Origin of the sequence: Nonomuraea montanisoli, from assembly GCF_013363975.1 — a bacterium.
Classification (GTDB): domain Bacteria; phylum Actinomycetota; class Actinomycetes; order Streptosporangiales; family Streptosporangiaceae; genus Nonomuraea; species Nonomuraea montanisoli.
The window spans coordinates 157,320-183,882 of sequence record NZ_JABWGN010000003.1 but is presented as its reverse complement, the minus strand read 5'-3'; the positions used below and the strand labels follow the sequence as shown (position 1 = coordinate 183,882).

Here is a 26,563-nt window from a genome sequence, read left to right as displayed (position 1 = left end):
TCGCGGGCCACGCTTCCCCAAGCGAGACCCGCGGTCAGGCTCCACGGGCGAAGGGCGCGTCCTCGTCGTCGGCGGAGACGAGCAGGGCGTGTCCTGGCCGGACGGGGAGAGGGGAAGCTCCACGTCCGGCCGGCCCGGCGGAATTGTCGGTGGCGCCTGCGATTCTGGCTTCACCGGCGGTGACGCCGGCCGCCCGCGACGACCCCAAGGAGGCGTGCACATGGCACCACGGTCTAGAGACCCGCAGGGTCCCCGGCTGTCGCAAGCCGTTCGGGCGCACCTGACGGATTCACGTTCCTGCCTGGCGGAGGCGTCAGTCGCCCGCACCCCGGCATCCCGATACGTGTCGGCACACCTGGCGGCGTTGCGCGCGGCCGCCGCGATCCTGGCCGCCCGGCCCCAGCCGATGGAGGGCCGCAGGCGCCGCCTGCGCAGCGCTTGGGAGCTGCTCCCGGAGGCGGAGCCCGAGCTGGCGGAGTGGGCCGCCTACTTCGCGGTGAGCGCCGCCAAGCGCGCCGCCGCCGAGGCCGGCATGGTCCGCGGGGTCTCCGCGGCCGACGCCGACGAGCTGCTGGCCGAGGCCGAGACCTTCGTGACGCGTGTGGAGGAGATGCTGGGGGTCCCTACCCAGCCCCAGTTGCCCGTCGAGGTCCCTTTGGCCGGGTGAGCCGCCGCCGCGCCCAGCCACCCCAGGGCCCCGCCCTGTTCTGACGGCGCTTCAGAGCCACGTCAGGGCCTCGGCCCTGCTCGGGTGTGACGCGATTTCCCGTCACGTCAGGCATTCGCCGTGTTCATGAGCGACGCGGTGTCGAATCGACCCGGAGCCACGCCCTGTGCGCGACGTGGTGGCGAGTCCCAAAGCCTCGTCCTGTCCTTCGCCATGCGGTTTCGAGTCGCGCCAGGTCCTTCCCTGTCCGGGCAGGGGCATGGTTTTGAGTCGTGTCAGGCTTGTTCTGTCCTTGCGCCGCGCGGTTTCGAGTCGCGCCGGCGCCTTGCGCCGTTCTGGTGCGGCGCGTTTCCGGAGCCGCCCCAGAGGCTTGCTCTGTCCCGGTGCGGCTGCGATGTGGCGCCGCTCCGAGTCGCCCTCGCGACATCGCCCCAGCGGTGCCTTCTGGCCCCTCCTGACGCCGCCCGCGCCGTGCGAGCGCCTGTGCCCGCGCCGTGCGAGGACCCGCGCCGCGCCACGCGAGCATCTGCGCCTGCGTCGCGCCAGGACGCACCCGCGCCGTGCGAGCACCCACGGCGGCCCGGTGTTGCGTCAGGGCGCGGCCCCCCGGCCGGGTTGGGCGCGTGCCCCTCTCGAAGGACGTCCTGGGCCCTCAGGAGGCGCGGGCGATACGGCCACCTCGACCGCCCGCGTACGACGGGCCCCGGACACGCCTGAGGGGCGCGCAGTGCGGTGCGCGCCCCTCAGGGTGGGAAAACCATCTCGCCCCCGGCGAAAGGGCCGGGACGGGAGCCGGTGGGGCAGGGCCCCGGTCCGGGCGGGGGGTCAGAACGACTCGACCGCCCTGCGGGCCTCCGCGTCCAGGACACCCCAGCTGATGAGCTCCTCCGTCAGCTCGCTGGGCGACTTGTCATAGATCACGGCCAGGGAGCGCAGGTCCTCCTGGCGGATCGACAGCACCTTGCCGTTGTAGTCGCCACGCTGGCTCTGGATGGTGGCGGCGTAGCGGGCGAGCGCCCCGGCCTTCTCCTTCGGCAGCGTGGCAAGCCGCTCCAGGTCGATCACAAGCTTCGGCGTCGGCCCGAGCGGGCTGGGCGCGGCGCCACCCGGCAGGAGCTCGGAGACGGGCACCCCGTAGAAGTCGGCAAGCTCGGCAAGCTTCTGCACCGTGACGGCGCGGTCGCCGCGCTCGTACGACCCCACGACCACGGCTTTCCACCTGCCGCGCGACTTCTCCTCGACCCCGTGCAGGGACAGGCCCTGCTGGGTGCGGATGGCGCGCAGTCGTGCACCCAGCGACTTTGCGTACTCAGACGGCATCGTGTGGCCCCCCGGCTCTCGTATGTATCGCTATCAGTAGATTGTGCTCCCCCGCGGTGAACGCCGAAGCCACCGGGGGTCTGGTGCCGAACTCGGCACCATCGGTAGCCAAGGCCCTGGGTTTACCCCAAAAACCCCGCCGGGTGTGGTTACGCACAGTGACGGTAAAGGGGAGGACGCCCAAGGTCAAGCTGATTGGAAAAAAGATGCCGAATCCGATCCGGGAGGGTACGCCACATTAGTCCCACTTGTCCCGGCAATAACGGTACTTCGTCACCGTTTGTCGAGTACGTGTTTTCCGTTTCACGGTTGTCGAGTGAGGATCATCACAGGGCACGTGGCAGCCTTGACGATCTTGACGGAAGTGTCGCCGAGGAAGACGCGGCGCAGCGGCCCGCCCGTGCTGGACGCGCACACGAGGATTTCCCCCGGCCGCCACGACGTCGTGACGAGCGCCTGGGCCACGTTCCGCCCCTCCAGCACCTCCACCTCCACGTCGAGCCGCCGCCGGTGCCCCCGCGCCGCCACCTTGAGGTCGGCCGCGGTCTGGTCGCGCAGCCGCTCCAGCATCCGCTCCTCGATCTCGACCCTCTTGCCACTGCTGAGGACCATCGTGACCAGGCGCAGCGGGACCTCCAGCGCGGCCGCCGCCTTGGCGGCCGAGGCGACCGCCGCGTCGGAGCACGGGCTGCGCCGGTAGGCGACCGTGATGCGCTCGAAGACGCCCGGCGGGTCCTCGGCGTAGCCGCGCGGGGCCAGCAGCACCGGCACCGGCGAGGAGTGCAGGAGCTGGTCGGCGGTGCTGCCGATCGCGATGCGGCCCTTGGCGCCGCCCGGCGCCGAGCCGATCACGACGACGTCCGCCGAGCGCCGGCGCGCGAGCTCCACCAGGCCGCGCCCGCTGCCCTTGTGGGCGTGGACGACGTACTCGGCGTCGTCGCCGGCGACCTGCCGGGCCTGGATGAGCGTGGTCTCGGCCTGCTCCTTGAGGTAGGCGCGCCAGGCGGCCTCCTCCGCGCGCGCCGGACCGGGCGTGCTCCAGCCCGGCGGCTGGATGGCGGCCACCGTGAGCCGCCCGCCCGACTGCTTGGCGAGCAGCGCCGCCAGCACGAGCCCGTCGCGGCCCCTCGGCTCGGGGATGGCTCCGGCCAGGATGTCGTCGAACCGCATCAGACCACCTCCGCGTTCAGGCGCGACTTGCGGAAGCCGTACAGGAAGTACCCGGCCAGGCCCACCAGCATCCACAGGCCGAAGGCCAGCCAGGTGACGCCCGCGAGCCCGGCCATCACCAGGGCGCAGAAGATCGCGCCCAGCACCGGGGTGAGCGGGAAGAGCGGCGTGCGGAAGCTGCGGGGCAGCTCGGGGCTGCGGTAGCGCAGGACGAGGACGCCGATGTTCACGATGAGGAACGCGAACAGCGTCCCGATGCTGGTGGCCTCGGCGAGCTGGCCGAGCGGCACGAAGCCGGCCAGCACCGAGATGAACCCCGCGACGATGAGCGTGTTGGCGACCGGCACCTGGTGGCGCGGGTTGACCTTCTGGAACACCCGGGGGATGAGCCCGTCGCGGGACATCGCGAACAGGATGCGGGTCTGGCCGTAGATGACGGTCAGCACGACGCTGGCGATGGCGATGACCGCGCCGAAGGACACGATGAGCCCCGCCCAGGTGGAGCCGGTCGCGAGGTCGGCGATCTGCGCCAGGCTCGCCTCGGTGCTCTCCGGGTCGAACTGCGTCCACGGCATGGCGCCCACCGCCGCGGCCGCGACGAGCACGTACAGGACCGTCACGATGGCCAGCGACAGGATGATGGCCAGCGGCAGGTCCCGCTTGGGGTTCCTGGCCTCCTCCCCGGCGGTGGAGGCGGCGTCGAAGCCGATGTAGGAGAAGAACACCTGCGAGGCGGCGGCCGTGATGCCGGCGACGCCGAGCGGGGCGAACGGGGTGAAGTTCTTCGCCTGGAACGCCGAGAACGCCACCACGCAGAAGAACACCAGTACGACGATCTTGATGAGCACGAAGACGGCGTTGGCCGTGGCGCTCTCGGAGGCCCCGTACAGCAGCACCCAGGTGGCCAGCACGACGATGAGGATGGCGGCCAGGTTGATCACGCCGCCGTCCTGCCCGGGGGAGGCGATGATCGCGGTGGGCAGCGTCCACCCGAACAGGCTGTGCAGGAACGAGTTGAGGTACTGGCCCCAGCCGACGGCCACGGCCGCCACCGAGACGGCGTACTCCAGCATGAGGCACCAGCCGCACACCCAGGCGATCAGCTCGCCCAGCGTGGCGTACGCGTACGAGTACGACGAGCCGGACACCGGGATGGTCCCGGCCAGCTCGGCGTACGACAGCGCGGAGAACAGGGCCGTGATGGCGGCCAGCACGAACGACAGCACCACCGCGGGACCGGCCTTGGGCACGGCCTGGCCGAGGATGACGAAGATGCCCGTGCCGAGCGTCGCGCCGACGCTGAAGAGCGTGAGCTGCCACAGGGACATGGTGCGGCGCAGCTCGCCGCCCTCGCCCCGGCCGCCCTCCGCGACGATCTGCGCGGTCGGCTTGGTGCGGAAGAGCCGTTGGGCCAGAGTCACCGGAACCTCCTACGGACCTAGAGCGTGCTCGTCAGCGGCCAGCGGGCGTTGGGCGTGACGATGGTGCCCGCGGAGCCCTCCAGGATCTGCTCCGCCTGGTCGAGCCGGCCGATGGCGGCCATGTCGCCGGTCGTCTCGACGAACCTGCACGCCCCCTCGACCTTCGGCCCCATCGAGCCGGCCGGGAAGTCGAGGGCGCGCAGCTCGTGCGGGGTGGTGTGGCCGATCTCGCGCTGCGCGGGGGTGCCGAAGCCGCGCATCACGCGCGGCACGTCGGTCAGGATGAGCAGCGCGTCGCATTCGAGGGCCTCGGCCAGCATCGAGGCGGTCGCGTCCTTGTCGATGACGGCCTCGACGCCGGACAGCCGGCCGTGCTCGTCGCGGATGACCGGCACGCCGCCGCCCCCGGCGCAGATCACGATGACCCGCTCGCCCAGCATCCGGCGGATGAGCCGGGTCTCCACGACCCGCTGCGGCGCGGGGGAGGGGACGACCCGCCGCCAGTAGTCGCCGTCCTGCTTGACGGTCCAGCCGTACTCCTCGGCCAGTTTCGCGGCCTCGTCGCGGTCGTAGACCGGGCCGACGAACTTGCCGGGGTCGTCGAAGGCCGGGTCGACGGCCGAGACGAGCGTCTGCGTGACCATGGCGAGGACCTGGCGGCCGGGCAGCGCGTTCTGCAGGGCCTGGAGCATCCAGTAGCCGATCATGCCCTGGGTCTGCGCGCCCAGCGCGTCGAACGGGTACGGCCGGGTCAGGTGGTGGTCGGTGGCGCTCTCCAGGGCGAGCAGCCCGACCTGCGGGCCGTTCCCGTGCGTGATGACCAGCTCGTGCCGGTCGGCCAGGCCGGCCAGCGTCCGCACGGCGGCGGCCACGTTGGCGACCTGCGTGTGCGCGTCCGGCTTCTGCTGCCGTTGCAGCACCGCGTTGCCGCCCAGCGCCACGATGACCCGCATCCCGTCCCTCCCTCTCCCCGCTCGGATCCCCGCTCGGAGTCCCCGTCAGATCCCGTCGCGTTCGAGCGGGCAGCTCATGCAGCGCGGCCCGCCGCGGCCCCGGCCCAGCTCGCTGCCCCGGATGGTGATGACCTCGACGCCGTTGTCGCGCAGGAAGTTGTTGGTCGTGGTGTTGCGCTCGTAGGCGACGACCACGCCGGGCTCGACGGCCAGCGCGTTGCAGCCGTCGTCCCACTGCTCCCGCTCGGCGGCGTACACGTCCTGGGTCGGCGTGAGCACCTTGATGTCGTCGAGGCCGAGCGCGCGGCCGATGGCCCGGTGCATGTCCTCCGGCGGGTGGTCGGTGACCTTCAGCTCCTTCTCGGTGTCGCCCGGCTCGATCGTGTACGACGGCAGCATGCCGAGCCCGGCGTATTTGGTGAACACGCCCACGTCCACCATGGTCATGACCGTGTCGAGGTGCATGAAGGCGCGCGCCTTCGGCATGTTCAGCGCGACGATCTTCGTCACCGAGCCGGCCTGGAACAGCCGCTGGGCGAACATCTCGACGGCCTGCGGGCGGGTGCGCTCGCTCATGCCGACGAGCACGGCGCCGCGGCCGATGACGAGCACGTCGCCGCCCTCCAGCGTGGCCGGCGCGACCGCGTGCCCGGGCAGCCAGACGTGGAAGCCGCCCTTCTGCGGCGTGCCGAAGCCGTCGGCGAACGTGGGATGGAACTGGTAGACCGCCTCCATGTTCACGGTCTCGCGCATGCGGGCCTTCTTGCGCATCGCGTTGATCGAGACCCCGTCGTACACCCAGCACGAGGTGTCGCGCGTGAACAGGTGGTTGGGCAGCGGAGGCAGCACGAAGCCGTCCTCCGGCAGCGAGTGGTAGGCGACCGACTTGGGGTCGCAGCCCATCGCCGCGAGCTCTCTCTTGGTGATCCCGCCCGTCAGGTACGTCTGCAGCGTGGCCGAGTCCATCGCGTCGAGCGTGTTGCGCACGTCGTCCACCGCCAGGGGGCCCATGAAGCGCTCGTCCACGATCGCGTCCAGGATGTGCTTGCGCGCCTCGGGGATCTCGACCGTCTCGCGCAGCAGGTCGGCCAGGATGTGCACCTCGACGCCGCGACGGCGCAGCGCGTCCTGGAACTCCTCGTGCTCCTCCATCGCCCGCTGCACCCACAGGACGTCGTCGAACAGGAAATCGTCCTTGTTGGTGGGCGTCAGCCGCTTGAGCGCCAGGTCGGGCTTGTGCAGCAACACCTGCCGGAGCCGGCCCACCTCCGAATCGACATGGAACGTCATTGTCTGTCTCTTCCCCGAGGAACGCGGTGTCACGCGGACGGGCCCTCCCTGTTGTGGCTGGTGACGCCTGGTAATGTGAGTGCGGCCAACACCCTTTAAGACCCGTCCCGTGAGGCGGGAAAGGTGGTGAATTCCCCATGTCCGAATCCAGGGCCGTCCTTGAGGGCCCGGACATCCATCGGGCGCTGACCCGTATCGCGCACGAGATCCTCGAGCGCACGAAGGGCGCCGGCGAAGTCGTCCTCCTCGGCATCCCGACCCGCGGCGCCACGCTGGCGCGCCGGCTCGGCGACCGCATCGAGCAGTTCGAAGGGGTCAAGATCCCCGTCGGCTCGATCGACATCACGATGTACCGCGACGACCTGCGGCTCAAGCCCGCCCGGCCGCTGGGCCGCACCGAGCTGCCGCCCGACGGCATCGACGGCAAGACCGTCGTGCTGGTCGACGACGTCCTCTACTCCGGCCGCACCGTGCGCGCCGCGCTCGACGCGCTCAACGACCTCGGCCGGCCGACCTCCGTGCAGCTCGCCACGCTCGTCGACCGGGGCCACCGGGAGCTGCCGATCCGCGCCGACTACGTCGGCAAGAACCTGCCGACCGCGAAGAGCGAGAAGGTCAAGGTCTACCTGGAGGAGACCGACGGGCGCGAGGCCGTCCTGCTGATCAAGGAGGGCGCCAAGTGAACCGCCACCTCATCTCCGCCGGCGACCTGTCCAAGGACGACGCGCTGCTCATCCTCGACACCGCCGAGGAGCTGGCGAGGGTCTCGGAACGTTCCATCAAGAAGCTGCCCACGCTGCGCGGACGCACCGTGGTCAACCTGTTCTTCGAGGACTCCACCCGCACCCGCATCTCGTTCGAGGCAGCGGCCAAGCGCCTGTCGGCCGACGTGATCAACTTCTCGGCCAAGGGGTCGAGCGTCTCCAAGGGCGAGTCGCTCAAGGACACCGCGCTCACCCTGGAGGCCATGGGCGCCGACGCGGTCGTCATCCGGCACGGCTCCTCCGGCGCGCCGCACCGGCTGGCCACCTGGGTGCGCGGCAGCGTCGTCAACGCCGGCGACGGCACCCACGAGCACCCCACGCAGGCGCTGCTCGACGCGTTCTCGATGCGCCGCCGGCTCGGCGGCCTCGACGGGCGCCGCATCACGATCGTGGGCGACGTGCTGCACAGCCGGGTCGCCCGCTCCAACGTGCTGCTGCTGGCCACCCTCGGCGCCGACGTCACCCTGGTGGCGCCGCCCACGCTGCTGCCGGTCTCGGTCGGCAGCTGGCCCTGCGAGGTCTCCTACGACCTCGACGCGGTGCTGCCGAAGTCCGACGCGGTGATGATGCTGCGGGTGCAGAAGGAGCGGATGAACGCCGCGTACTTCCCCAGCGAGCGCGAGTACTCCCGCCGCTACGGCCTCGACCGCGACCGGTTCGCCAAGATGCCCGACGAGGCGATCGTGATGCACCCCGGCCCGATGAACCGGGGCATGGAGATCGCCGCCGAGGTGGCCGACTCCCCGCGCTCGACCATCGTCGAGCAGGTCGCCAACGGGGTGACCATCCGCATGGCCGTCCTGTACCTGCTGCTCGGGGGAGAGACCGTAGCATGATCATCAAGAATGTGCGGGTTCTCGGCGGGGAACCCGTGGACATCCGTGTCGAGGACGGCCTCATCGCCGAGATCGGGCCCGGCCTGAGCGGCGGCGAGGTCGTCGACGGCCGGGGCGCGATCGCCCTGCCCGGCCTCGTCGACCTGCACACCCACCTGCGCGAGCCCGGCCGCGAGGACGCCGAGACCGTCCTGACCGGCACCCAGTCCGCCGCCCGCGGCGGCTACACCGCCGTGCACGCCATGGCCAACACCTCGCCGGTCGCCGACACCGCCGGCGTGGTCGAGCAGGTGTGGCGGCTCGGCCGCGAGCACGGTCACTGCGACGTGCAGCCGGTCGGCGCGGTCACCGTCGGCCTGGAGGGCGGCCGGCTGGCCGAGCTCGGCGCGATGGCCGACTCCGCGGCCCGGGTCCGCGTCTTCTCCGACGACGGCAAGTGCGTCAGCGACGCGGTGCTCATGCGGCGCGCCCTGGAGTACGTCAAGGCGTTCGACGGCGTCGTCGCCCAGCACGCCCAGGAGCCGCGGCTGACCGAGGGCGCCCAGATGAACGAGGGCGTCGTCTCCGGCCGGCTCGGCCTGACCGGCTGGCCCGCGGTCGCCGAGGAGGCGATCATCGCCCGCGACTGCCTGCTGGCCGCGCACGTCGGCTCCCGCCTGCACGTGTGCCACGTCTCCACCGCCGGCTCGGTCGAGATCATCCGCTGGGCCAAGTCCAAGGGCTGGAACGTCACGGCCGAGGTCACCCCGCACCACCTGCTGCTCACCGACGACCTCGTCGAGCACTCCCCGGTGGGCGCCTACAACCCGATCTACAAGGTCAACCCGCCGCTGCGCACCCGCGCCGACGTCGAGGCGCTGCGCGCCGCGCTGGCCGACGGCACGATCGACGTCGTCGCCACCGACCACGCCCCCCACCCGGTCGAGGACAAGGAGACCGAGTGGTCGGCCGCGGCCATGGGCATGATCGGCCTGGAGACGGCGCTCAGCGTGGTCCAGGAGGCCATGGTCGACACCGGGCTGCTCGACTGGGCCGGCGTGGCCGAGCGCATGTCGGCCGCTCCGGCGCGCATCGGCCGCCTGCCCGGCCACGGCCTCGCCCTGGGAGCGGGCGCGCCGGCCAACATCACCCTCTACGACCCGTCCGTCCGCACCCCGGTCGACCCGTCCGGCTACGCGTCCAAGAGCAGGAACACGCCCTACGAGGGCATGACGCTGCCGGGCCGCGTGGTGGCGACGTTCCTGCGCGGCCGGCCCACCGTCCTCGAAGGGAAGCTCACTTGACATCCACCCTGTCCTGGCCGGACCGGGTTTCCCGGGTCTCCCCGGGCGGTTCGCGGTTCACGGCCCCGCCCAGAGGCTGGAGGGCTCCCCGCGCTGCAACCCCATGTCCTGGGGCCGTCAAGCACGTCGGCTTGGTTGTCGCCGACGCTCCGAACTCCAGTGAACGGTGTCGAGAGAACATGGCCATTCGCACAAGCCCCGCAGACCACGGCTCCCTGGTGAGGTTCCGGTGACCGAAGCGCTACTCGTACTCGAAGACGGGCGCACCTTCCGCGGCACGCCCTACGGCGCCGAGGGCGAGACGTTCGGCGAGATGGTCTTCAACACCGGCATGACCGGCTACCAGGAGACCCTGACCGACCCGTCCTACCACCGGCAGATCGTGGCGATGACGGCCCCGCACATCGGCAACACCGGCGTCAACGACGAGGACCCCGAGTCGGGCCGCGTGTGGGTGGCCGGCTACGTCGTGCGCGAGCCGTCCCGCGTCGTCTCCAACTGGCGGGCCGACCGCTCGCTCGACGACTACCTCAAGGAGCAGGGCGTCGTCGGCATCGCCATCCCCGGCACCCGCGCCCTGACCCGCCACCTGCGCGAGCGCGGCGCCATGCGCGCCGGCATCTTCAGCGCCCCGGCCGAGCCGGTGGAGGCCCTGGTCGAGCGCGTACGGCGGGCGCCGGTCATGGAGGGCGCCGACCTGGCCGCCGAGGTGGCCACCGCCGAGCCGTACGTGGTGCCCGCCATCGGCGAGAAGCGCTACACGGTCGCGGCCGTCGACCTCGGCATCAAGGGCATGACCCCGCACCGCATGGCCGAACGCGGCTGCGAGGTGCACGTGCTGCCCGCGACGGCCACCGCCGAGCAGATCCTCGGCCTGCGGCCCGACGGCGTGTTCTTCTCCAACGGCCCCGGCGACCCGGCCACCGCCGACGTCGAGCCGCTGCGGGAGGTGCTGGCGAGCGGCACCCCGTTCTTCGGCATCTGCTTCGGCAACCAGCTCTTCGGGCGCGCCCTCGGCCTGTCCACCTACAAGCTGCGCTACGGCCACCGCGGGGTCAACCAGCCCGTCCAGGACGTGCGCACGGGCAAGGTCGAGATCTCCGCGCACAACCACGGGTTCGCGGTCGAGGCGCCGCTCGACGGGCCGTTCGACACCCCGTTCGGCGCCGCCGAGGTCAGCCACGTCAACCTCAACGACCGCTGCGTGGAGGGCCTCCGGCTGCTCGACGGCCGCGCCTTCAGCGTCCAGTACCACCCGGAGGCCGCCGCCGGCCCCCACGACGCCGCCTATCTGTTCGACGAGTTCTGCGAGGTCATGAACCGTGCCCAAGCGTGAGGACATCAGGTCGGTCCTGGTGATCGGCTCCGGGCCGATCGTCATCGGGCAGGCGTGCGAGTTCGACTACTCCGGCACCCAGGCCTGCCGCGTGCTGCGGGCCGAGGGGTTCCGGGTGATCCTGGTCAACAGCAACCCCGCCACGATCATGACGGACCCGGAGTTCGCCGACGCCACGTACGTCGAGCCGATCACTCCCGAGTACGTCGAGAAGATCATCGCCAAGGAGCGGCCCGACGCGCTGCTGCCGACGCTGGGCGGCCAGACCGCGCTCAACACCGCGGTCGCGCTGCACGAGTCGGGGGCGCTGGAGCGCTACGAGGTCGAGCTGATCGGCGCCGACTTCGACGCCATCCAGGCCGGCGAGAACCGCGAGCGGTTCAAGGAGATCGTCGCCAAGGTCGCCCGCGAGCACGGCCTGAACGCCGAGTCGGCCCGCTCGTTCATCTGCCACTCCATGGACGAGTGCGTGGCCGCCGCGGGCGAGCTGGGCTACCCGCTGGTGGTGCGGCCGTCGTTCACCATGGGCGGCGTGGGCTCCGGCTTCGCCTACGACGAGTCCGACCTGCGGCGCATCGCCGGCGCGGGCCTCGACGCGTCCCCGACCACCGAGGTGCTCCTGGAGGAGTCCATCCTCGGCTGGAAGGAGTACGAGCTGGAGGTCATGCGCGACAGGGCCGACAACGTCGTCATCGTGTGCTCCATCGAGAACATCGACCCGATGGGCGTCCACACCGGCGACAGCGTCACCGTCGCGCCCGCGCTGACGCTGACCGACCGCGAGTACCAGAACATGCGTGACGTGGCCATCGCGGTCATCCGCGAGGTCGGCGTCGACACCGGCGGCTGCAACATCCAGTTCGCGGTGGACCCGCGCACCGGCCGCATGATCGTCATCGAGATGAACCCGCGCGTGTCGCGCTCGTCCGCGCTGGCCTCCAAGGCGACCGGCTTCCCCATCGCGAAGATCGCCGCCAAGCTGGCCATCGGCTACACCCTGGACGAGATCCCCAACGACATCACCCGCGAGACGCCGGCCTCCTTCGAGCCGACCCTCGACTACATCGTGGTCAAGGTGCCGCGCTTCGCCTTCGAGAAGTTCCGCGGCGCCGACCGCACCCTGACCACGCACATGAAGTCCGTGGGCGAGGCGATGGCCATCGGCCGCTCCTTCCCCGAGGCGCTGCAGAAGGCGCTGCGCTCGCTGGAGAAGTCCGGCTCGTCGTTCTCCTGGGCGCCCGGCGAGCTGCCCGCCAAGGAGGAGCTGCTGGCCGCCTGCCGCACCCCGCACGACGGGCGGCTGCGCACCATGCAGCAGGCCATCCGGGCCGGCGCCACGGCCGCCGAGCTGTACGAGGCGACCAGCGTCGACCCGTGGTTCGTCGACCAGCTCTTCCTGCTCGACGAGGAGGCCGCCGAGCTGGCCGCCGCGACCGAGCTGACCGCCGGCGTGCTGGAGCGGGCCAAGCGCCACGGCTTCAGCGACGCGCAGATCGGCGAGATCCGCGGCGTCGGCGAGGCGCGGGTGCGCGACCTGCGCCACGCCCTCGGCGTCCGCCCGGTCTACAACACCGTCGACACCTGCGCCGCCGAGTTCGCCGCGAAGACCCCGTACCTCTACTCGACCTACGACGAGGAGAACGAGGTCCCCGCCGGCGAGCGGCCGAAGGTCATCATCCTCGGCTCCGGCCCCAACCGCATCGGGCAGGGCATCGAGTTCGACTACGCGTGCGTGCACGCCTCGTTCGAGCTGTCGCGGGCCGGGTTCGAGACCGTCATGGTCAACTGCAACCCCGAGACCGTCTCCACCGACTACGACACCTCCGACCGGCTCTACTTCGAGCCGCTCACGCTGGAGGACGTCCTGGAGGTGGTCCACGCCGAGCAGCAGACGGGCCCGGTCGCGGGCGTCGTCGTGCAGCTCGGCGGGCAGACGCCGCTGGGCCTGGCCCAGGCGCTCAAGGACGCCGGCGTGCCCGTCGTCGGCACCTCGCCCGAGTCGATCCACCTGGCCGAGGAGCGGGGCGCGTTCGGCCGTGTCCTGGCCGAGGCCGGCCTGCCCGCGCCCAAGCACGGCACCGCCACCACCGTGGCCGGCGCGCTGAGCGTGGCGGGCGAGATCGGCTACCCCGTGCTCGTGCGGCCCTCGTACGTGCTGGGCGGCGCCGGCATGGCCATCGTCTACGACGACGAGACGCTGAGCCGCTACATGGCGGCCCAGGAGGGCGGCCACCCGGTGCTGGTCGACAAGTTCCTCGACGAGGCCATCGAGATCGACGTCGACGCGCTCTTCGACGGCGAGGAGCTCTACCTCGGCGGCGTCATGGAGCACATCGAGGAGGCCGGCATCCACTCCGGCGACTCGGCGTGCGCCCTGCCGCCCATCACGCTCGGCAGCCACGACATCAAGCGCATCCGCGCCGCCACCGAGGGCATCGCCCGCGGCGTCGGGGTGCGCGGGCTGCTCAACGTCCAGTACGCGATGTCGGCCGGCGTCCTGTACGTCCTGGAGGCCAACCCGCGGGCCAGCCGTACCGTGCCGTTCGTCTCCAAGGCCACGGCGGTGCCGCTGGCCAAGGCGGCGGCCCGGGTCATGCTCGGCGCGACGGTGGCCGAGCTGCGCGCCGAGGGCATGCTGCCCGCCGACGGCGACGGCGGCACGCTGCCCCTGGACGCGGCCATCGCGGTCAAGGAGGCGGTGCTGCCCTTCAACCGCTTCCGCGGCGTCGACACCGTGCTCGGGCCGGAGATGCGCTCCACCGGCGAGGTCATGGGCATCGACGAGTTCTTCGGCATCGCCTACGCCAAGTCGCAGGCCGCCGCGTACGGCGAGCTGCCCACCAAGGGACGCGCGTTCGTGTCCGTGGCCAACCGCGACAAGCGTGCGATGATCTTCCCGGTGCGGGCGCTGGCCGACCTCGGCTTCGAGATCCTCGCCACCGAGGGCACGGCCGAGGTGCTGCGCCGCAACGGCGTCCATGCCAAGATCGTGCGCAAGCACAGCGAGGGGCCCGGGCCCGGAGGTGAACCGACGATCGTGCAGTGCATCCTCGAAGGCGAGGTGGACCTGATCGTCAACACGCCGTTCGGCAGCCCGGGACAGTCCGGCCCGCGTCTCGACGGGTACGACATCCGCACCGCGGCGGTGCTGCGCGGCGTCCCGTGCATCACCACGGTCTCAGGACTCGCGGCGGCCGCCGCGGGCATCCAGGCCATCGTGCGGGGCGATGTGGGCGTACGGTCCCTCCAGGAGCACGCGCAGGCGCTGCGGGGCTAGCAGGGGGCCCTGGGCGGCCCACAGGAGGTGAAGGAGACTGGCCGGCACTCCGGTGCAGGTGACGGGCACGGTGCTGACGACGCGCCGCGTCGACGCCTACCATGCGCTGACGGTGGTGGCGCCCGGCATCGCCGAGCGTCACCGGCCCGGCCACTTCGTGTCCGTCGCCGTCGGCGGGCCGGGCACGGCCATGATCACCCGACGGGCGTTCACCGTCCACGACGTCAAGCCCGACTACGGCGGCACGGTGGAGCTGGTCTTCACCGTGCGCGGCCCCGGCACGGCCTGGCTCGCCGAGCGGCGCGCCCGCGACACGCTCGACCTGGTCGGGCCGCTCGGCCGGCCGTTCCCGCTGCCGCGCGACCCCGTCCACTGCGTGCTCGTCGGCGACGAGTACGGCGCGGCGGTGCTGTTCCCGGTGGCCGACGCCCTCATGGAGCGCGGCTGCCGGGTCGACTTCCTGCTCGGCGGCGCGAGCGCCGACCGGGTCTTCGGCGCCATGCGGGCCCGCCGCATGGCCGCCACCACCACGCTCACCACCGAGGACGGCTCGCTCGGGCTGCGCGGCAAGGTCACCGACGCGCTGCCGTCGGTGATCGCCGACACCCGCGCCGACGCCGTCTACGCCTGCGGCCCGATGGACACGCTGCGCGCGGTCACGGCCGTGGCGATGGAGTTCGACATCCCGGTGCAGGTGGCGGTGGAGGAGTCGATGGCCTGCGGGATCGGCGTGTGCATGACGTGCGTGCTGCCGGTCATCGGCGACGACGGGGTGACCCGGATGGTCCGCGCCTGCGCCGACGGGCCGGTCTTCCGGGGGGAGCGGGTGCGGTTCGAGGACGTCGGGACGATCCCGTTCGACGCCTTGGGCGCGCCCGGGGGCGGTGCCCGCCATGCCGGCTGACGCCTGTCCCGCGCGGGCGCGGGTGCTGAAACCTGTCCCCGCGCGGGCGCGGGTGAGGTGACATGCCCGTCGACATGCGCACGTTCCTCGCGCACGTGGAGCTCGCCAACCCCGTCACCACCGCCGCCGGCTGCGCCGCCTCGGGCCGCGAGCTGGCCCAGTTCTTCGACCTGCACCGGCTCGGGGCGCTGACCACCCGGTCCGTCACCATGGCGCCGCGCGCGGGCCGTCCCACGCCGCGCATGGCCGAGACCGCCTCCGGCATGCTCAACGCCGTCGGCCTCCAGGGGCCCGGCATCGACGCCTTCCTCGAACGCGAGCTGCCCTGGCTGGCCCAGCGCGGCATCAGGACCATCGTCTCGGTCGGCGGCGGCACCGTCGCGGAGTACTCCGAGCTGGCCCGCAGGCTGGCCGACGCGCCCGGCGTCACCGCGCTGGAGGTCAACCTGTCGTGCCCCAACATCGAGGACCGCGGCCGGGTCTTCGCCCGCGAGGGGGCCGCGGCGGCCGAGGTGATCGCCTCCGTGCGCTCCATCATGCGCTACGACGTCCCGGTGGTGGCCAAGCTGGCCCCGGACGTGGCCGACATCGTGGCCGTCGCCCGCGCCTGCGTGGACGCCGGGGCCGACGCCCTGTCCATGATCAACAATCCGCTCGGCATGGCCATCGACACCGTGGCGCTGCGGCCGTCGCTGGCCGCCGTGACCGGCGGGCTGTCGGGTCCGGCCATCCTGCCGCTCGCCGTACGGTGCGTGTGGCAGGTGCACGCCGCGCTGCCCGGCGTGCCGCTGATCGGCGTCGGCGGCGTGATGACCGGCGACGACGCCTTCCAGCTCATCCTGGCGGGCGCCTGCGCGGTCGGGGTGGGCACGGCGCTGTTCCACGATCCGTACGCGTGCCTGCGCATCGAGCGCGAGCTGGAGGACCTGCTCCAGGCGCGCGGCTTCCAGCGGCTGGCCGACGCCGTCGGCCTGGCCCACCGCCCGCCGGGGAGCGCCCCCCGGCACCTGCTCGTCGACTCTGAGGAGAGCTCCCCGTGACGCCCGCACCCATCGCCGTCGCCCTCGACGCCCCTGACCTGGAGACCGCCGCCCGCTGGGCCGGGCTGGTGACCCCGCACGTCAGCACCGTCAAAATCGGCCTGGAGCTGTACCTGCGCTACGGGCCCGACGTCATCGCCTCCGTACGCGGAGCCAGCGGCGTCCGCGTCTTCCTCGACCTGAAGCTGCACGACATCCCCAACACGGTCGCCGGGGCCGCCAGGGCCGTCTCCCGGCTGCGCCCGGCCATCCTGACCGTCCACGCCGCGGGCGGCCCCAAGATGATCCGGGCGGCCGTGGAGGCCGCCCCGCACACCCAGATCGCCTCCGTGACGGTCCTCACCTCGCTCGGCGAGGCCGACCTGGCCGCCATCGGCCTGGCGGGACCGGCGGACGACGCGGTGCGGCGGCTGGCCGCCATGTCGGTCGAGGCGGGCGCCACGGCGCTGGTGTGCAGCCCCAACGAGGTGGCGGCGGTCCGGGCCGAGGTGGGGCCGGGCATCACCCTCATCACGCCGGGGGTGCGTCCCGCGGGGGCCGACGCGCAGGACCAGGCCCGGGTCGCGACGCCGGAGCAGGCGCTGGCGGACGGGGCGGACCTGCTGGTGATCGGGCGGCCCATCACGGGCGCCCCGGACCCGGGGGCCGCGGCCGCTACGATCGCCGCCGCCCTGCGCCGCACGACGCCCTCCTGAGCCCTCAGGGGCTCCCTCGCGGCTCCCCGGGCATCCAGGCCGGGTGCCGCTCTCCGGGCCCGCCCTCTGGGGACGCGCGCCGCTCTCCGGGCCGCGGCCCCGTGAACCTCATGCCCCGGGGGCCCGTGCCCTTGGGGCGGGGCCTGTGCCGCTCCTGGGGCTGAGCCTCCTGCGGCTTGTATCCGTTCCTGAGGACCTGTGCCTCCTGCGGGCCTGGCGTGTCCTGGGGACCTGGCCTGTCCTGCGGGCCTGTGCCTCTGATGGGCCTGGCCCTGGCAAGGGCCTGCGCCTCCACGGGCCTGTGCCTGTCCGCGGGGCCCAGGGACTCCATGCCGTGTGACTCGTCACACCCCCGCTGACAGCGCCGAGCCTGCCGCCCCCCCAGCCTCGTCCTGACGGCCGCGCCCGGTCCGCCGTCCCGGACTGCCGCCCTGACGGTCGCGCGGCGTCCTGTGGGCCCGTGCGCGCGCCCGTGGGGCCCGAGGCTGCGGTCGCCGGCCGGCGTCGCTCCGTGGGGCGTCCGGCGGACCCCTGGGCGCCCCACGGAGCGAGCCCCGCGCCCGTCGCCGCCCGGACGCCGGGCCGCTCCCGGGAAGCCGATGGCCGCCGCCCCGCCGGCGGCAGACCGCGCCGCGAAGCACGGCCTGCCGGACGCCGCCCGAACGCACGGCCACGAGATCCCGCGCGAAGGCGTGACGAGGCCGCGCGGAGCCGGCGTCCCCTGGGCCGGGGAGCGTCCCCACGAACAAGATCAAATCTTGCCACAAGCCTCGCCGGAACGCGACTCCGCCGGGTTTGGGACGCCGTCCGACGTGGGGTTTCGGACATCGAGATCGCCAATAATGCGATCATCGTCCCTTTTCGCGCCGGAGCTCCCGAGCGTCGGGAGAAGCCGGAAGTGCAAGCGATTTCATCAGCACACCGTAGTGTCACGGCCACACAAAGTGACGAAGTTGACTTTGTCAGGAGAGAAACTGGACTTGGCGTTGCTTAGGGGCTGATGACCAGCTAGTTTCCAGTGCCGTCCGAGTACGTCGACAAGAAATTCGAGGTGACCCGGCGTGGCTCTTCCTCCCCTGACCCCTGAGCAGCGCGCCGCAGCCCTGGAGAAGGCTGCCAAGGCCCGTAAAGAGCGTGCCGAGGTCAAGAACCGGCTCAAGCACGGCGCGGTATCTCTGGCTGAGGTGCTCAAGGATGGGCAGACCGACGACGTCATCGGCAAGATGAAGGTCTCGGCTCTGTTGGAATCGCTCCCCGGCGTGGGCAAGGTCCGCGCCAAGCAGCTCATGGAGCGGCTCGCCATCGCCGAGTCCCGCCGCGTGCGGGGTCTCGGCGCGAACCAGAGGGCTTCCCTCGAGCGCGAGTTCGGTGGCAACGAGAGCTAGTCTCTGTTCCACACGAAAGCGCAGGTTCGACGGGGGGTAGGAAGGTGACCGAGAGGTCCTGGTCCGGCGATGCAAGGGCCCGAGAGGCGGTCCGCGCCGGGACGAAGGTCGACTTCCTCCCCTCCGGTGAAAGGCGTCTGACGGTTCTCTCGGGACCGTCGGGCGTCGGCAAGTCCACGGTCGTCGCCGAGATCCGGCGGGCACACCCCGAGGTGTGGCTGTCGGTCTCGGTGACCACCCGCAGGCCCCGGCCCGGCGAGGTCAACGGGCTGCACTACTTCTTCGTCGACGGTGCCGAGTTCGACCGGCTCGTCGAGGCGGGGGAGCTGCTGGAGTGGGCCGAGTTCGCCGGCAACCGCTACGGCACGCCGCGCGCGGCCGTGCTCGACAAGCTCGCCGCGGGCGTCCCCACCCTGCTGGAGATCGACCTGGAGGGCGCCAGGCAGGTCCGCCGGACCATGCCCGACGCGCTGCTCGTCTTCCTCGCCCCGCCCAGCTGGGAGGAGCTCGAGAAGCGGCTGCGCGGCCGCGGCACCGAGCCCGAGGACGTCATCGCCCGCCGCCTGGAGGCCGGCCGGATCGAGATGGCGGCCGAGAAGGAATTCGACCTCACCCTGGTCAACACGGATGTCGAAGACGTGTGTCATCGGCTGATAGCCTTGATGACCGACCCTCTGGGGGTCACGACAACCACCAACCGAGAGGTCTGACCATCGTGGCAAGCACGGCCCCGGTCGCCGAGGGCATCACCAACCCTCCGATCGACGCGCTGCTCGACATCGTCGACAGCAAGTACTCCCTGGTCATCATGGGCGCCAAGCGCGCTCGCCAGATCAACGCCTACTACTCCCAGCTCGGCGAGGGCCTGCTCGAGTACGTCGGCCCGCTGGTCGAGACGCACGCCCAGGAGAAGCCGCTGTCCATCGCGCTGCGCGAGGTCTCCGAGGGCCTGCTCAACGCCGAGCCCATCGAAGGCGCGGTCTGACCCCTTCGATGAAGGTCGTCCTCGGCGTCAGCGGCGGCATCGCCGCCTACAAGGCGTGTGAGCTCCTGCGGCTCTTCACCGAGTCGGGGCACGAGGTGCGGGTCGTGCCGACCCGTGAGGCGCTGCGGTTCGTGGGCGAGCCCACCTGGGCCGCCCTGTCCGGCCATCCCGTGTCGTCCGAGGTGTGGGACGACGTCCACGAGGTGCCTCACGTCCGCATCGGCCAGGGGGCCGACCTCGTCGTCGTCGCGCCCGCGACCGCCGACGTGCTCGCCAGGGCCGCCCACGGGCTGGCCGGCGACCTGCTCACCAACACCCTGCTGACCGCCCGGTGTCCCGTGGTGTTCGCTCCCGCGATGCACACCGAGATGTGGCAGCACCCCGCGACCCGCGCCAACGTCGAGACGCTGCGCGAGCGGGGCTCGATCGTGATCGACCCGGCCGTGGGCCGGCTCACCGGCGCCGACACCGGGCCCGGCCGCCTGCCCGACCCGGCCGAGATCTTCCAGGTGTGCCTGCGCGTGCTGCGCGGCCGCCCCCGCGACCTGGCGGGACGCAAGGTGGTGATCTCCGCCGGCGGCACCCGCGAGCCCATCGACCCGGTCCGCTACATCGGCAACCGCTCCTCCGGCCTGCAGGGCTACGCCCTGGCCCGCACGGCCGCGGCCAGGGGCGCCGAGGTGACCGTGGTCGCCGCCAACGTCGCCCTGCCCGACCCGGCCGGCGCCACGGTCGTGCGCGTCGAGTCCACGGCCGAGCTGCGCGACGCCGTGCTCGCCGCGGCACCCGCCGCCGACGTGGTGGTCATGGCCGCGGCCGTCGCCGACTTCCGGCCCGCCGTCCGGCACGACTCCAAGATCAAGAAGACGGACGGGGAGCCGGAGGCCATCGCCCTGGTCAAGAACCCCGACGTCCTGGCGGAGCTGGGCGAGCTGCGCCGCACCGCCCTGGGTCCGGAGGTGATCGTCGGGTTCGCGGCCGAGACCGACGACGTGCTCGCCAACGGCCAGGCCAAGCTCGCCCGCAAGGGCTGCGACCTGCTCGTCGTCAACCAGGTCGGCCCGGGCCTCGCCTTCGGCACCCCCGACAACGCCGCCGTCGTGCTCGTCGCCGGGGGAGAGCCCGTCGAGGTGCCGCGCGGCCCCAAGGAGGACGTCGCCGACGCCGTCTGGGACGTCGTCGCCTCCCGTCTCGCCTGAGCCCCGCTGGAGCCCCGCTTCCGGACCGGTCGATTACCGGATCGGCTGTTGCAGCACCCCTTCTGGCTGCGGATACTTGGCAGGAAGGGGGACCCGATGCCGGTGAGTTCCGCTGTCAGGGATCGCTGCAGGACGCTGCTCGGCCAGCAGGAGCAGATCCTCTACGTCTTCCCCGCGCTGTCCATCGGCCCACCCGGAGCCGCCAACTTCCTCATCGTCGTCACGGACAAGGCCATCTCGGTGCTCGCCACCCGCATGCTCAGGACCGACCGTCCCGTCTCCGTCCACGCCGCCTTCCCGCGCCACACCCGGCTCGGGCCGATCATGCAGGCGCCACGCCCCGTGATCGAGCTCGGGTCCATGGCGTTCGAGGTGGACGAGGAGTACGCGGCGGTCGTGGCCGCGGCCGACGCCGAGATCTTCGCCCCTGAGACCCTTCCCCCCGATCCATTGCCCGATCTGTGAAGTCCCTGTTCGCGTGGCGGTTTCGCGACCGGAGTGCGGGTAGGGCTAGACTTTCGCGAGGCCCTGGCCCGTACAGCAGCCGGAGCCGCACATCCGTCAGCAGCCGCTGCATGAGGAGCCACTGAGTTGTCACGCCGCCTGTTCACCTCGGAGTCGGTCACCGAGGGCCACCCGGACAAGATCGCTGACCAGATCAGTGACGCGATTCTCGACACCATGCTCAAGGACGACCCCAAGAGCCGGGTCGCCGTCGAGACGTTGATCACCACCGGCCAGGTCCACGTCGCGGGCGAGGTGACGACCGAGACCTACGTCGACATCCCGGGCGTCATCCGCGAGAAGATCCTGGAGATCGGTTACGACGCCTCCCACAAGGGCTTCGACGGCGCCTCGTGCGGCGTTTCGGTGTCCATCGGCGCGCAGTCGCCCGACATCGCCCAGGGCGTCGACGACGCCTACGAGCACCGCGTCGGCGTCGGCGGCGACGAGCTCGACCGGCAGGGCGCGGGCGACCAGGGCCTCATGTTCGGCTACGCCTGCCGCGAGACCCCCGAGCTGATGCCGCTGCCGATCACGCTGGCCCACCGGCTCGCCAAGCGCCTGGCCGACGTGCGCAAGTCCGGCACCGTGCCCTACCTGCGTCCCGACGGCAAGACCCAGGTCACCATCGAGTACGACGGCGACCAGCCGGTCCGCCTCGACACCGTGGTGGTCTCCACGCAGCACGCGGCCGAGATCGACCTCAAGGAGATGCTGACGCCCGACATCAAGGAGCACGTGGTCGACCCCGTGCTCGCGGGCCTCGACATCGACACCGAGGGTTACCGCCTGCTGGTCAACCCGACCGGCCGTTTCGAGATCGGCGGCCCGATGGGCGACGCCGGCCTCACCGGCCGCAAGATCATCATCGACACCTACGGCGGCATGGCCCGCCACGGTGGCGGCGCCTTCTCCGGCAAGGACCCGTCCAAGGTCGACCGCTCCGCCGCCTACGCGATGCGCTGGGTCGCCAAGAACGTCGTGGCCGCCGGCCTGGCCGACCGCTGCGAGGTCCAGGTCGCCTACGCCATCGGCAAGGCCCAGCCGGTCGGCCTGTTCGTCGAGTGCTTCGGCACCGAGAAGCTCGCGGTGGAGAAGATCCAGGAGGCCGTCCTCCAGGTCTTCGACCTCCGCCCGGCCGCGATCATCCGCGACCTCGACCTGCTGCGCCCGATCTACTCGGAGACGGCCGCCTACGGTCACTTCGGCCGCGAGGGCTTCTCCTGGGAGTCCACGGACCGCGCCGAGGCTCTGCGCGCCGCCGCGGGTCTCTGAGCCGCCGGATCTTCCGCGACGGATGCCGCGTCCCGCTTCGGCGGGACGCGGCATCCGCGTGTCCGGGGCCTTCGGGGGACTGGGCCTTCGGGGGAGTGGCGCGGTCTCCGGGGGGAACGTGCCGGCCTCCACCACGGCTCTCCTGACCGGAGGAGCGCCCGAGGACGTCCGGCTCACGCCCCGAAGGCGGCACACGCGTGCCTCGACCCGCGCACGGTCCACGTGCCGCCGCCGTCGGCCGTGCTCGTCCCCCAGGCGGACAGGAACGCGTAGGCGGACAGGAACGCGGCTCGTGCACGGCGGCGCCGGCACGTGCGCCGTGGACGCGAGCCCGGGTGGGGACGCGGCGGGTCGGCCCACCGAGCCCCGGCGGGGGTGTCGCGGCGCGTCAGACCATGGGGTTGCCGCTCGCCGTCGCCTCGGGAAGCTCCTGGGCGACGTCCCAGTGCTCGGCGATGCGGCCGTCGCGGATCCGTACGACGTCGGCGATCGCCGTGCCCCGGTCGTCGGGCGTCAGCCGCATCAGGGCGTGGGTGACGACCAGGTCGCCCTCGGCGACGACCCGCCTGATGTCGAGGCTGAGGTCCGGGAAGCCGCCCACGAAGCCGGCGAGGAAGTCCGCCGACGCCTCGGCGCCGTCGGGGGCGTGCGGGTTGTGCTGGACGTAGTCGGGGTGGACATGGCGGGAGAACGCCTCGTGGGGCTGCCTGCCGTTGAAGGCGAGGTCGAGGAATGACAGCACGAGCTGCTTGTTCTGCTCAAGATCGGTCATGAGTCGGGTCGCTTCCGAAGGAGGGGATCTGACGGCGTTCACTTCAACAGCCCGACGTCCCGCCCGGAAGGATCAGTCCGGTCTCACGCCATACCCTGACGGTATGGATGGGATGGGCGGGACGGACGGCCTGGACGGCGCGCTGGACGTCAGGGATCTCCGGTACTTCCGGGCCGTCGCCGAGGAACGGAACTTCACCCGCGCCGCCGAGCGCCTCGGCATCGCCCAGCCGCCGCTGTCCCGCGCCGTCCGGCAGCTCGAACGGCGGCTGGGCGCGCGCCTGCTCGACCGGTCCACCCGCCAGGTGACGCCGACGGCCGCCGGGCTGGTGCTGCTGGAGGAGGCCGTACGGGTGCTCGACGCGGTGTCGGCGGCGGCCCACCGCACGCGCCGCGCCGCGCGGGCCACGCCCGCCGTGGTGGTGACGGCCAAGCCGGGCGTGGCCACGGACCTGCTGCGGCGCATGACGCGGGCGTACGCGGCGCAGCCGGACGCGGGCCGGGTCGAGATCCTGGTCAGCGGGTACGGCGAGCAGGGCGGGATGGTGCGCGACGGGCGCGCCGACGTGGCGCTCCTGGGGACGGGGGAGGACGATCACGGGCTGGACCTGGAGCCGCTGACGACCGAGCCCCGGGTGGCGGCGCTCCCGGCCGGTCACGCGCTGGCCGCCCGGTCCGTCCTGTCGTGCCGGGACCTGGCGGGCCTGCCGTTCCCGCACTGCCCCGTCCTGCCGCCGCACGCCGACGACTACTGGTGGGGCCGGGACGCGCGGGAGGAGGCGGCGGCCCAGCCGGGGCCGGTCGTCAGGGACAGCTCGCAGCTCCTGGAGGCGGTGGCGCTCGGTCAGGCCGTGGCGCTCGTCCCGGCGTCGCTCGCCGAGCGGAACCGCCGGGACGACATCGCGTACCGGCCGGTCCGCGACGCCGGCCCGTACACGCTCGCGATCGCCTGGCCGTCGGGGAGCCGCTCGCCGGTGATCGCCCGATTCGTCCGCACCGCGATCGAGGTCGCGAGCCACCACGAGCCGCCCTCACACGCGGCCGGGCCACCCCCGCGTGTGGTGGATCCGCCTCCGGGGGTGGCCGGGCCGCCCGTGCGCCTGGCCGAGGCGTCCGCGCGCCAGGGCTGAGAGCGCCCGCGGCCGGACGGGGAAGACCTGGCGTGGTCTTGCAGGTGGCGGGGTTCTGGTAGACGTAGTCCGTGACCGACTCAGACGACGCCCTGCTGCCGCTCGACGCCGTGCGGCCCGCGGTGGTGCCGTCCAAGGGGGCGCCGGTTCCCGCCCCCGCCCTGCCGGTGGCCAGGGTGGCGGTGGACAACCCGCTGCCCCACCTCGACCGGCCCTTCGACTACCTGGTGCCCGCCTCGATGCACGAGAGCGCGCAGCCCGGGGTGCGGGTGCGGGTGCGGTTCGCCGGCAAGCTGGTCGACGGGTTCCTTCTCGAACGGGCCGGTCAGAGCGAGCACGTCGGGGCGCTCACCGCCCTGGAGCGCGTGGTCTCCGCCGAACGGGTGCTGACGCCGGAGATCGCGGGCCTGGCCAGGGCGGTCGCCGACCGGTACGCGGGCACCCTGGCCGACGTCCTGCGCCTGGCCGTCCCGCCGCGCCACGCCAAGGCCGAGGCGGAGACCCCGGCCCCCGCCCCCGCCACGTCAGGCGCCTCCGAGGCCCCCGCTCCGGCTTCCTCAGGCACCTCCGGGACCCCCGCTCCGGCCCTCTCAGGCACCTCCGAGGCGCCGGCTGCCGTCTCACCGGCCGTCCCCGAGGCGCCTGCCGGCATCTCCTCGGGCGGCTCTGAGGCACCGGCCCCCGCCTCCTCAGGCGTTCCCGAGGCGGAGGCGGGCGAGGCGGGCCCCTGGGACTCGTACCCGGCAGGCGCGTCCTTCCTGGCCGCACTGCGGGACGGCAGGGCGCCCCGCGCCGTCTGGCAGGCCCTGCCCGGCGCCCGAGGGTGGGCGCCGGAGATCGCCCAGGCCGTGCGGGCCACCCTCGACGGCGGCCGGGGCGCCGTCGTCGTCGTCCCCGACGGCCGCGACGTGGCCCTGGCCGACGCCGCCCTGTCCGCGGCGCTGAACCCCGGCGACCACGTCGCGCTCACCGCCGACCTCGGTCCCGCCGAGCGCTACCGCCGCTGGCTGCGCCTCCTCCGCGGCCAGGCGCGGGCGGTGGTGGGCACGCGGGCCGCCATGTTCGCCCCCGTGGCCGACCTCGGGCTGGTGGCCGTCTGGGACGACGGCGACGACCTGCACGCCGAACGGCTCGCCCCGTACCCGCACGCCCGCGAGGTGCTGGCGCTGCGCGCCCACCGCTCGGGCGCGGCCATGCTCATCGGCGGCCACACCCGCACCGCCGAGGCCACCCAGCTCATCGCCGCCCGCTGGGCGCGGCCGATCGTGGCCGCCCGCCAGACCGTGCGGAGCCTCGCGCCCCGCGTACGCCCGGCAGGTGAGGACGCCGAGCTGGCGAAGGACCAGGCGGCACGGGCGGCGCGGCTGCCCAGCCTGGCGTGGCGGGCGCTGCGCCAGGGACTGGAGGAGGGGCCGGTGCTGGTGCAGGTGCCGCGGCGTGGCTACCTGCCCGCCGTGGCGTGCCAGCAGTGCCGCGCGCCGGCCCGCTGCGCCATGCCCCCCACCCGCCTCGCCGACCGTCCCGCCCAGCTCGGCGTCTCCGGCGAGGCGCAGCTCTGTCACGGCCCCCTCGCCCTGCGCGCCGGCCACGCGGCCCCGTTCTGCCGCTGGTGCGGGCGCGTGGACCCCGGCTGGAGGTGTCCTCACTGCGGCGGGGCGCGGCTGCGGGCCGTGGTCGTCGGGGCCCGGCGCACGGCCGAGGAGCTGGGCCGCGCCTTCCCCTCGACGCCGGTGCGCACGTCCGGCCGTGACGGCGTGCTGGCCTCCGTGCCCGCCGCGCGGGCGCTCGTCGTCGCCACCCCCGGCGCGGAGCCGGTCGCCGAGGGCGGGTACGCCGCCGCCGTGCTGCTCGACGCGTGGTCGCTGCTCGGCCGGGCCGACCTGCGGGCCTCGGAGGAGGCGCTGCGCCGCTGGATGAACGCCGCCGCCCTGCTCCGTCCCGCCGCCGAGCTGGTGGTGCTGGCCGACGCGGGGCTGCCGGCCGTCCAGGCGCTGCTGCGGTGGGATCCGATCACGCACGCCGAGCGCGAGCTGGCCGACCGCGCCGAGCTGGGGTTCCCGCCCGCGGTGCGGATGGCGACGCTCACGGGCGCCTCCGCCGCGGTGCGGCAGATGCTCGACGAGGTACGGCTGCCCGCGGAGGCGCAGGTGCTCGGCCCGGTGCCGATCGACGAGGCCGGTCAGGAGCGCGCCATGATCCGCGTGCCACGCCCGGGGGGAGCGGTGCTGGCAGCGGCGCTCAAAGGGGCCAGCGGAGTACGCGCGGCGCGTAAGGCACCGGATGTCGTGAGGGTGAGTGTCGACCCGCTCGACCTGATTTAGGCCGTTTCCCCGATTCGCTCATCCGTAAGTCAGCCGT

The 26,563-nt window shown here is 72.8% G+C and carries 23 protein-coding genes; 17 read left to right on the top strand and 6 right to left on the bottom strand.

Annotated elements, in window-relative coordinates; translation table 11 throughout:
* Window positions 1–220 precede the first annotated feature (220 nt).
* Entirely contained in the window at window positions 221–667 is a 447-nt protein-coding gene (locus HTZ77_RS07730) for an SAV_6107 family HEPN domain-containing protein (RefSeq protein WP_175588783.1), read from the top strand.
* Window positions 668–1,492: 825 nt separating this feature from the next.
* Here the strand turns inward: HTZ77_RS07730 and bldD are convergent.
* From bldD to HTZ77_RS07705, 5 genes are all read right to left on the bottom strand, one after another.
* Complete coding sequence (gene bldD / locus HTZ77_RS07725; RefSeq protein WP_026214021.1) at window positions 1,493–1,987, bottom strand: transcriptional regulator BldD; 495 nt, start codon at window positions 1,985–1,987, stop codon at window positions 1,493–1,495.
* 303 nt (window positions 1,988–2,290) lie between these two features.
* A complete protein-coding gene (locus HTZ77_RS07720) occupies window positions 2,291–3,157 on the bottom strand; it encodes a universal stress protein (protein ID WP_175588782.1) in 867 nt (288 codons plus the stop codon).
* The gene (locus HTZ77_RS07715; protein ID WP_175588781.1) at window positions 3,157–4,578 is read right to left on the bottom strand and encodes an amino acid permease; all 1,422 of its coding nucleotides are present in this window, start codon (window positions 4,576–4,578) and stop codon (window positions 3,157–3,159) included. The genes HTZ77_RS07720 and HTZ77_RS07715 overlap by 1 nt, the downstream gene beginning before the upstream one ends.
* 17 nt (window positions 4,579–4,595) lie before the next feature.
* The gene (gene arcC, locus HTZ77_RS07710; protein WP_175588780.1) at window positions 4,596–5,531 is read right to left on the bottom strand and encodes a carbamate kinase; all 936 of its coding nucleotides are present in this window, start codon (window positions 5,529–5,531) and stop codon (window positions 4,596–4,598) included.
* A 45-nt stretch (window positions 5,532–5,576) separates the two neighbouring features.
* Window positions 5,577–6,821, bottom strand: a complete 1,245-nt coding sequence (locus HTZ77_RS07705) for an arginine deiminase (protein ID WP_175588779.1) — start codon at window positions 6,819–6,821, stop codon at window positions 5,577–5,579.
* A gap of 137 nt (window positions 6,822–6,958) precedes the next feature.
* On the opposite strand from HTZ77_RS07705, the gene pyrR reads away from it, so the two are divergent.
* From pyrR to metK, 14 genes are all read left to right on the top strand, one after another.
* A complete protein-coding gene (gene pyrR / locus HTZ77_RS07700; RefSeq protein WP_175588778.1) occupies window positions 6,959–7,504 on the top strand; it encodes a bifunctional pyr operon transcriptional regulator/uracil phosphoribosyltransferase PyrR in 546 nt (181 codons plus the stop codon).
* On the top strand, window positions 7,501–8,421 hold the full coding sequence (locus HTZ77_RS07695; protein WP_175588777.1) for an aspartate carbamoyltransferase catalytic subunit: 921 nt from the start codon (window positions 7,501–7,503) through the stop codon (window positions 8,419–8,421). Before pyrR ends, HTZ77_RS07695 begins: the two co-directional genes overlap by 4 nt.
* Window positions 8,418–9,704 carry a dihydroorotase gene (locus HTZ77_RS07690; RefSeq protein WP_175588776.1) on the top strand — a complete coding sequence of 429 codons (1,287 nt, stop codon included), beginning with the start codon at window positions 8,418–8,420 and terminating at the stop codon, window positions 9,702–9,704. Before HTZ77_RS07695 ends, HTZ77_RS07690 begins: the two co-directional genes overlap by 4 nt.
* 229 nt (window positions 9,705–9,933) lie before the next feature.
* Window positions 9,934–11,040, top strand: a complete 1,107-nt coding sequence (gene carA, locus HTZ77_RS07685) for a glutamine-hydrolyzing carbamoyl-phosphate synthase small subunit (protein WP_175588775.1) — start codon at window positions 9,934–9,936, stop codon at window positions 11,038–11,040.
* Window positions 11,027–14,317, top strand: coding sequence for a carbamoyl-phosphate synthase large subunit (gene carB, locus HTZ77_RS07680; RefSeq protein WP_175588774.1), 3,291 nt, complete (start codon window positions 11,027–11,029; stop codon window positions 14,315–14,317). Before carA ends, carB begins: the two co-directional genes overlap by 14 nt.
* Window positions 14,318–14,354: 37 nt before the next feature.
* Window positions 14,355–15,221, top strand: coding sequence for a dihydroorotate dehydrogenase electron transfer subunit (locus HTZ77_RS07675; RefSeq protein WP_175589154.1), 867 nt, complete (start codon window positions 14,355–14,357; stop codon window positions 15,219–15,221).
* Between the two features lie 62 nt (window positions 15,222–15,283).
* Window positions 15,284–16,261 (top strand): dihydroorotate dehydrogenase, encoded by a 978-nt coding sequence (locus tag HTZ77_RS07670; RefSeq protein ID WP_175588773.1) that lies wholly within the window; start codon window positions 15,284–15,286, stop codon window positions 16,259–16,261.
* Window positions 16,258–16,956 carry an orotidine-5'-phosphate decarboxylase gene (pyrF, locus tag HTZ77_RS07665; protein ID WP_175588772.1) on the top strand — a complete coding sequence of 233 codons (699 nt, stop codon included), beginning with the start codon at window positions 16,258–16,260 and terminating at the stop codon, window positions 16,954–16,956. The genes HTZ77_RS07670 and pyrF overlap by 4 nt, the downstream gene beginning before the upstream one ends.
* A 1,061-nt stretch (window positions 16,957–18,017) precedes the next feature.
* Window positions 18,018–18,341, top strand: coding sequence for an integration host factor, actinobacterial type (mihF, locus tag HTZ77_RS07660; RefSeq protein ID WP_020541698.1), 324 nt, complete (start codon window positions 18,018–18,020; stop codon window positions 18,339–18,341).
* A gap of 137 nt (window positions 18,342–18,478) precedes the next feature.
* Window positions 18,479–19,051 (top strand): guanylate kinase, encoded by a 573-nt coding sequence (gene gmk / locus HTZ77_RS07655; protein WP_205302403.1) that lies wholly within the window; start codon window positions 18,479–18,481, stop codon window positions 19,049–19,051.
* A gap of 5 nt (window positions 19,052–19,056) precedes the next feature.
* Window positions 19,057–19,326, top strand: coding sequence for a DNA-directed RNA polymerase subunit omega (rpoZ, locus tag HTZ77_RS07650; RefSeq protein WP_175588770.1), 270 nt, complete (start codon window positions 19,057–19,059; stop codon window positions 19,324–19,326).
* Between the two features lie 8 nt (window positions 19,327–19,334).
* Window positions 19,335–20,525 carry a bifunctional phosphopantothenoylcysteine decarboxylase/phosphopantothenate--cysteine ligase CoaBC gene (coaBC, locus tag HTZ77_RS07645; RefSeq protein ID WP_175588769.1) on the top strand — a complete coding sequence of 397 codons (1,191 nt, stop codon included), beginning with the start codon at window positions 19,335–19,337 and terminating at the stop codon, window positions 20,523–20,525.
* A gap of 96 nt (window positions 20,526–20,621) precedes the next feature.
* Window positions 20,622–20,990 (top strand): hypothetical protein, encoded by a 369-nt coding sequence (locus tag HTZ77_RS07640; RefSeq protein ID WP_175588768.1) that lies wholly within the window; start codon window positions 20,622–20,624, stop codon window positions 20,988–20,990.
* A gap of 126 nt (window positions 20,991–21,116) precedes the next feature.
* On the top strand, window positions 21,117–22,304 hold the full coding sequence (gene metK / locus HTZ77_RS07635; protein ID WP_175588767.1) for a methionine adenosyltransferase: 1,188 nt from the start codon (window positions 21,117–21,119) through the stop codon (window positions 22,302–22,304).
* A gap of 388 nt (window positions 22,305–22,692) precedes the next feature.
* Here the strand turns inward: metK and HTZ77_RS07630 are convergent, their stop codons facing one another.
* Window positions 22,693–23,076 (bottom strand): nuclear transport factor 2 family protein, encoded by a 384-nt coding sequence (locus HTZ77_RS07630; RefSeq protein ID WP_175588766.1) that lies wholly within the window; start codon window positions 23,074–23,076, stop codon window positions 22,693–22,695.
* Window positions 23,077–23,179: 103 nt separating this feature from the next.
* Between HTZ77_RS07630 and HTZ77_RS07625 the strand changes: the two genes are divergently transcribed.
* Both HTZ77_RS07625 and HTZ77_RS07620 read left to right on the top strand, forming a co-directional pair.
* On the top strand, window positions 23,180–24,205 hold the full coding sequence (locus HTZ77_RS07625) for a LysR family transcriptional regulator (RefSeq protein ID WP_235994444.1): 1,026 nt from the start codon (window positions 23,180–23,182) through the stop codon (window positions 24,203–24,205).
* A gap of 71 nt (window positions 24,206–24,276) precedes the next feature.
* Window positions 24,277–26,526, top strand: coding sequence for a primosomal protein N' (locus HTZ77_RS07620; protein ID WP_175588765.1), 2,250 nt, complete (start codon window positions 24,277–24,279; stop codon window positions 26,524–26,526).
* The last annotated feature ends 37 nt before the right edge of the window (window positions 26,527–26,563 follow it).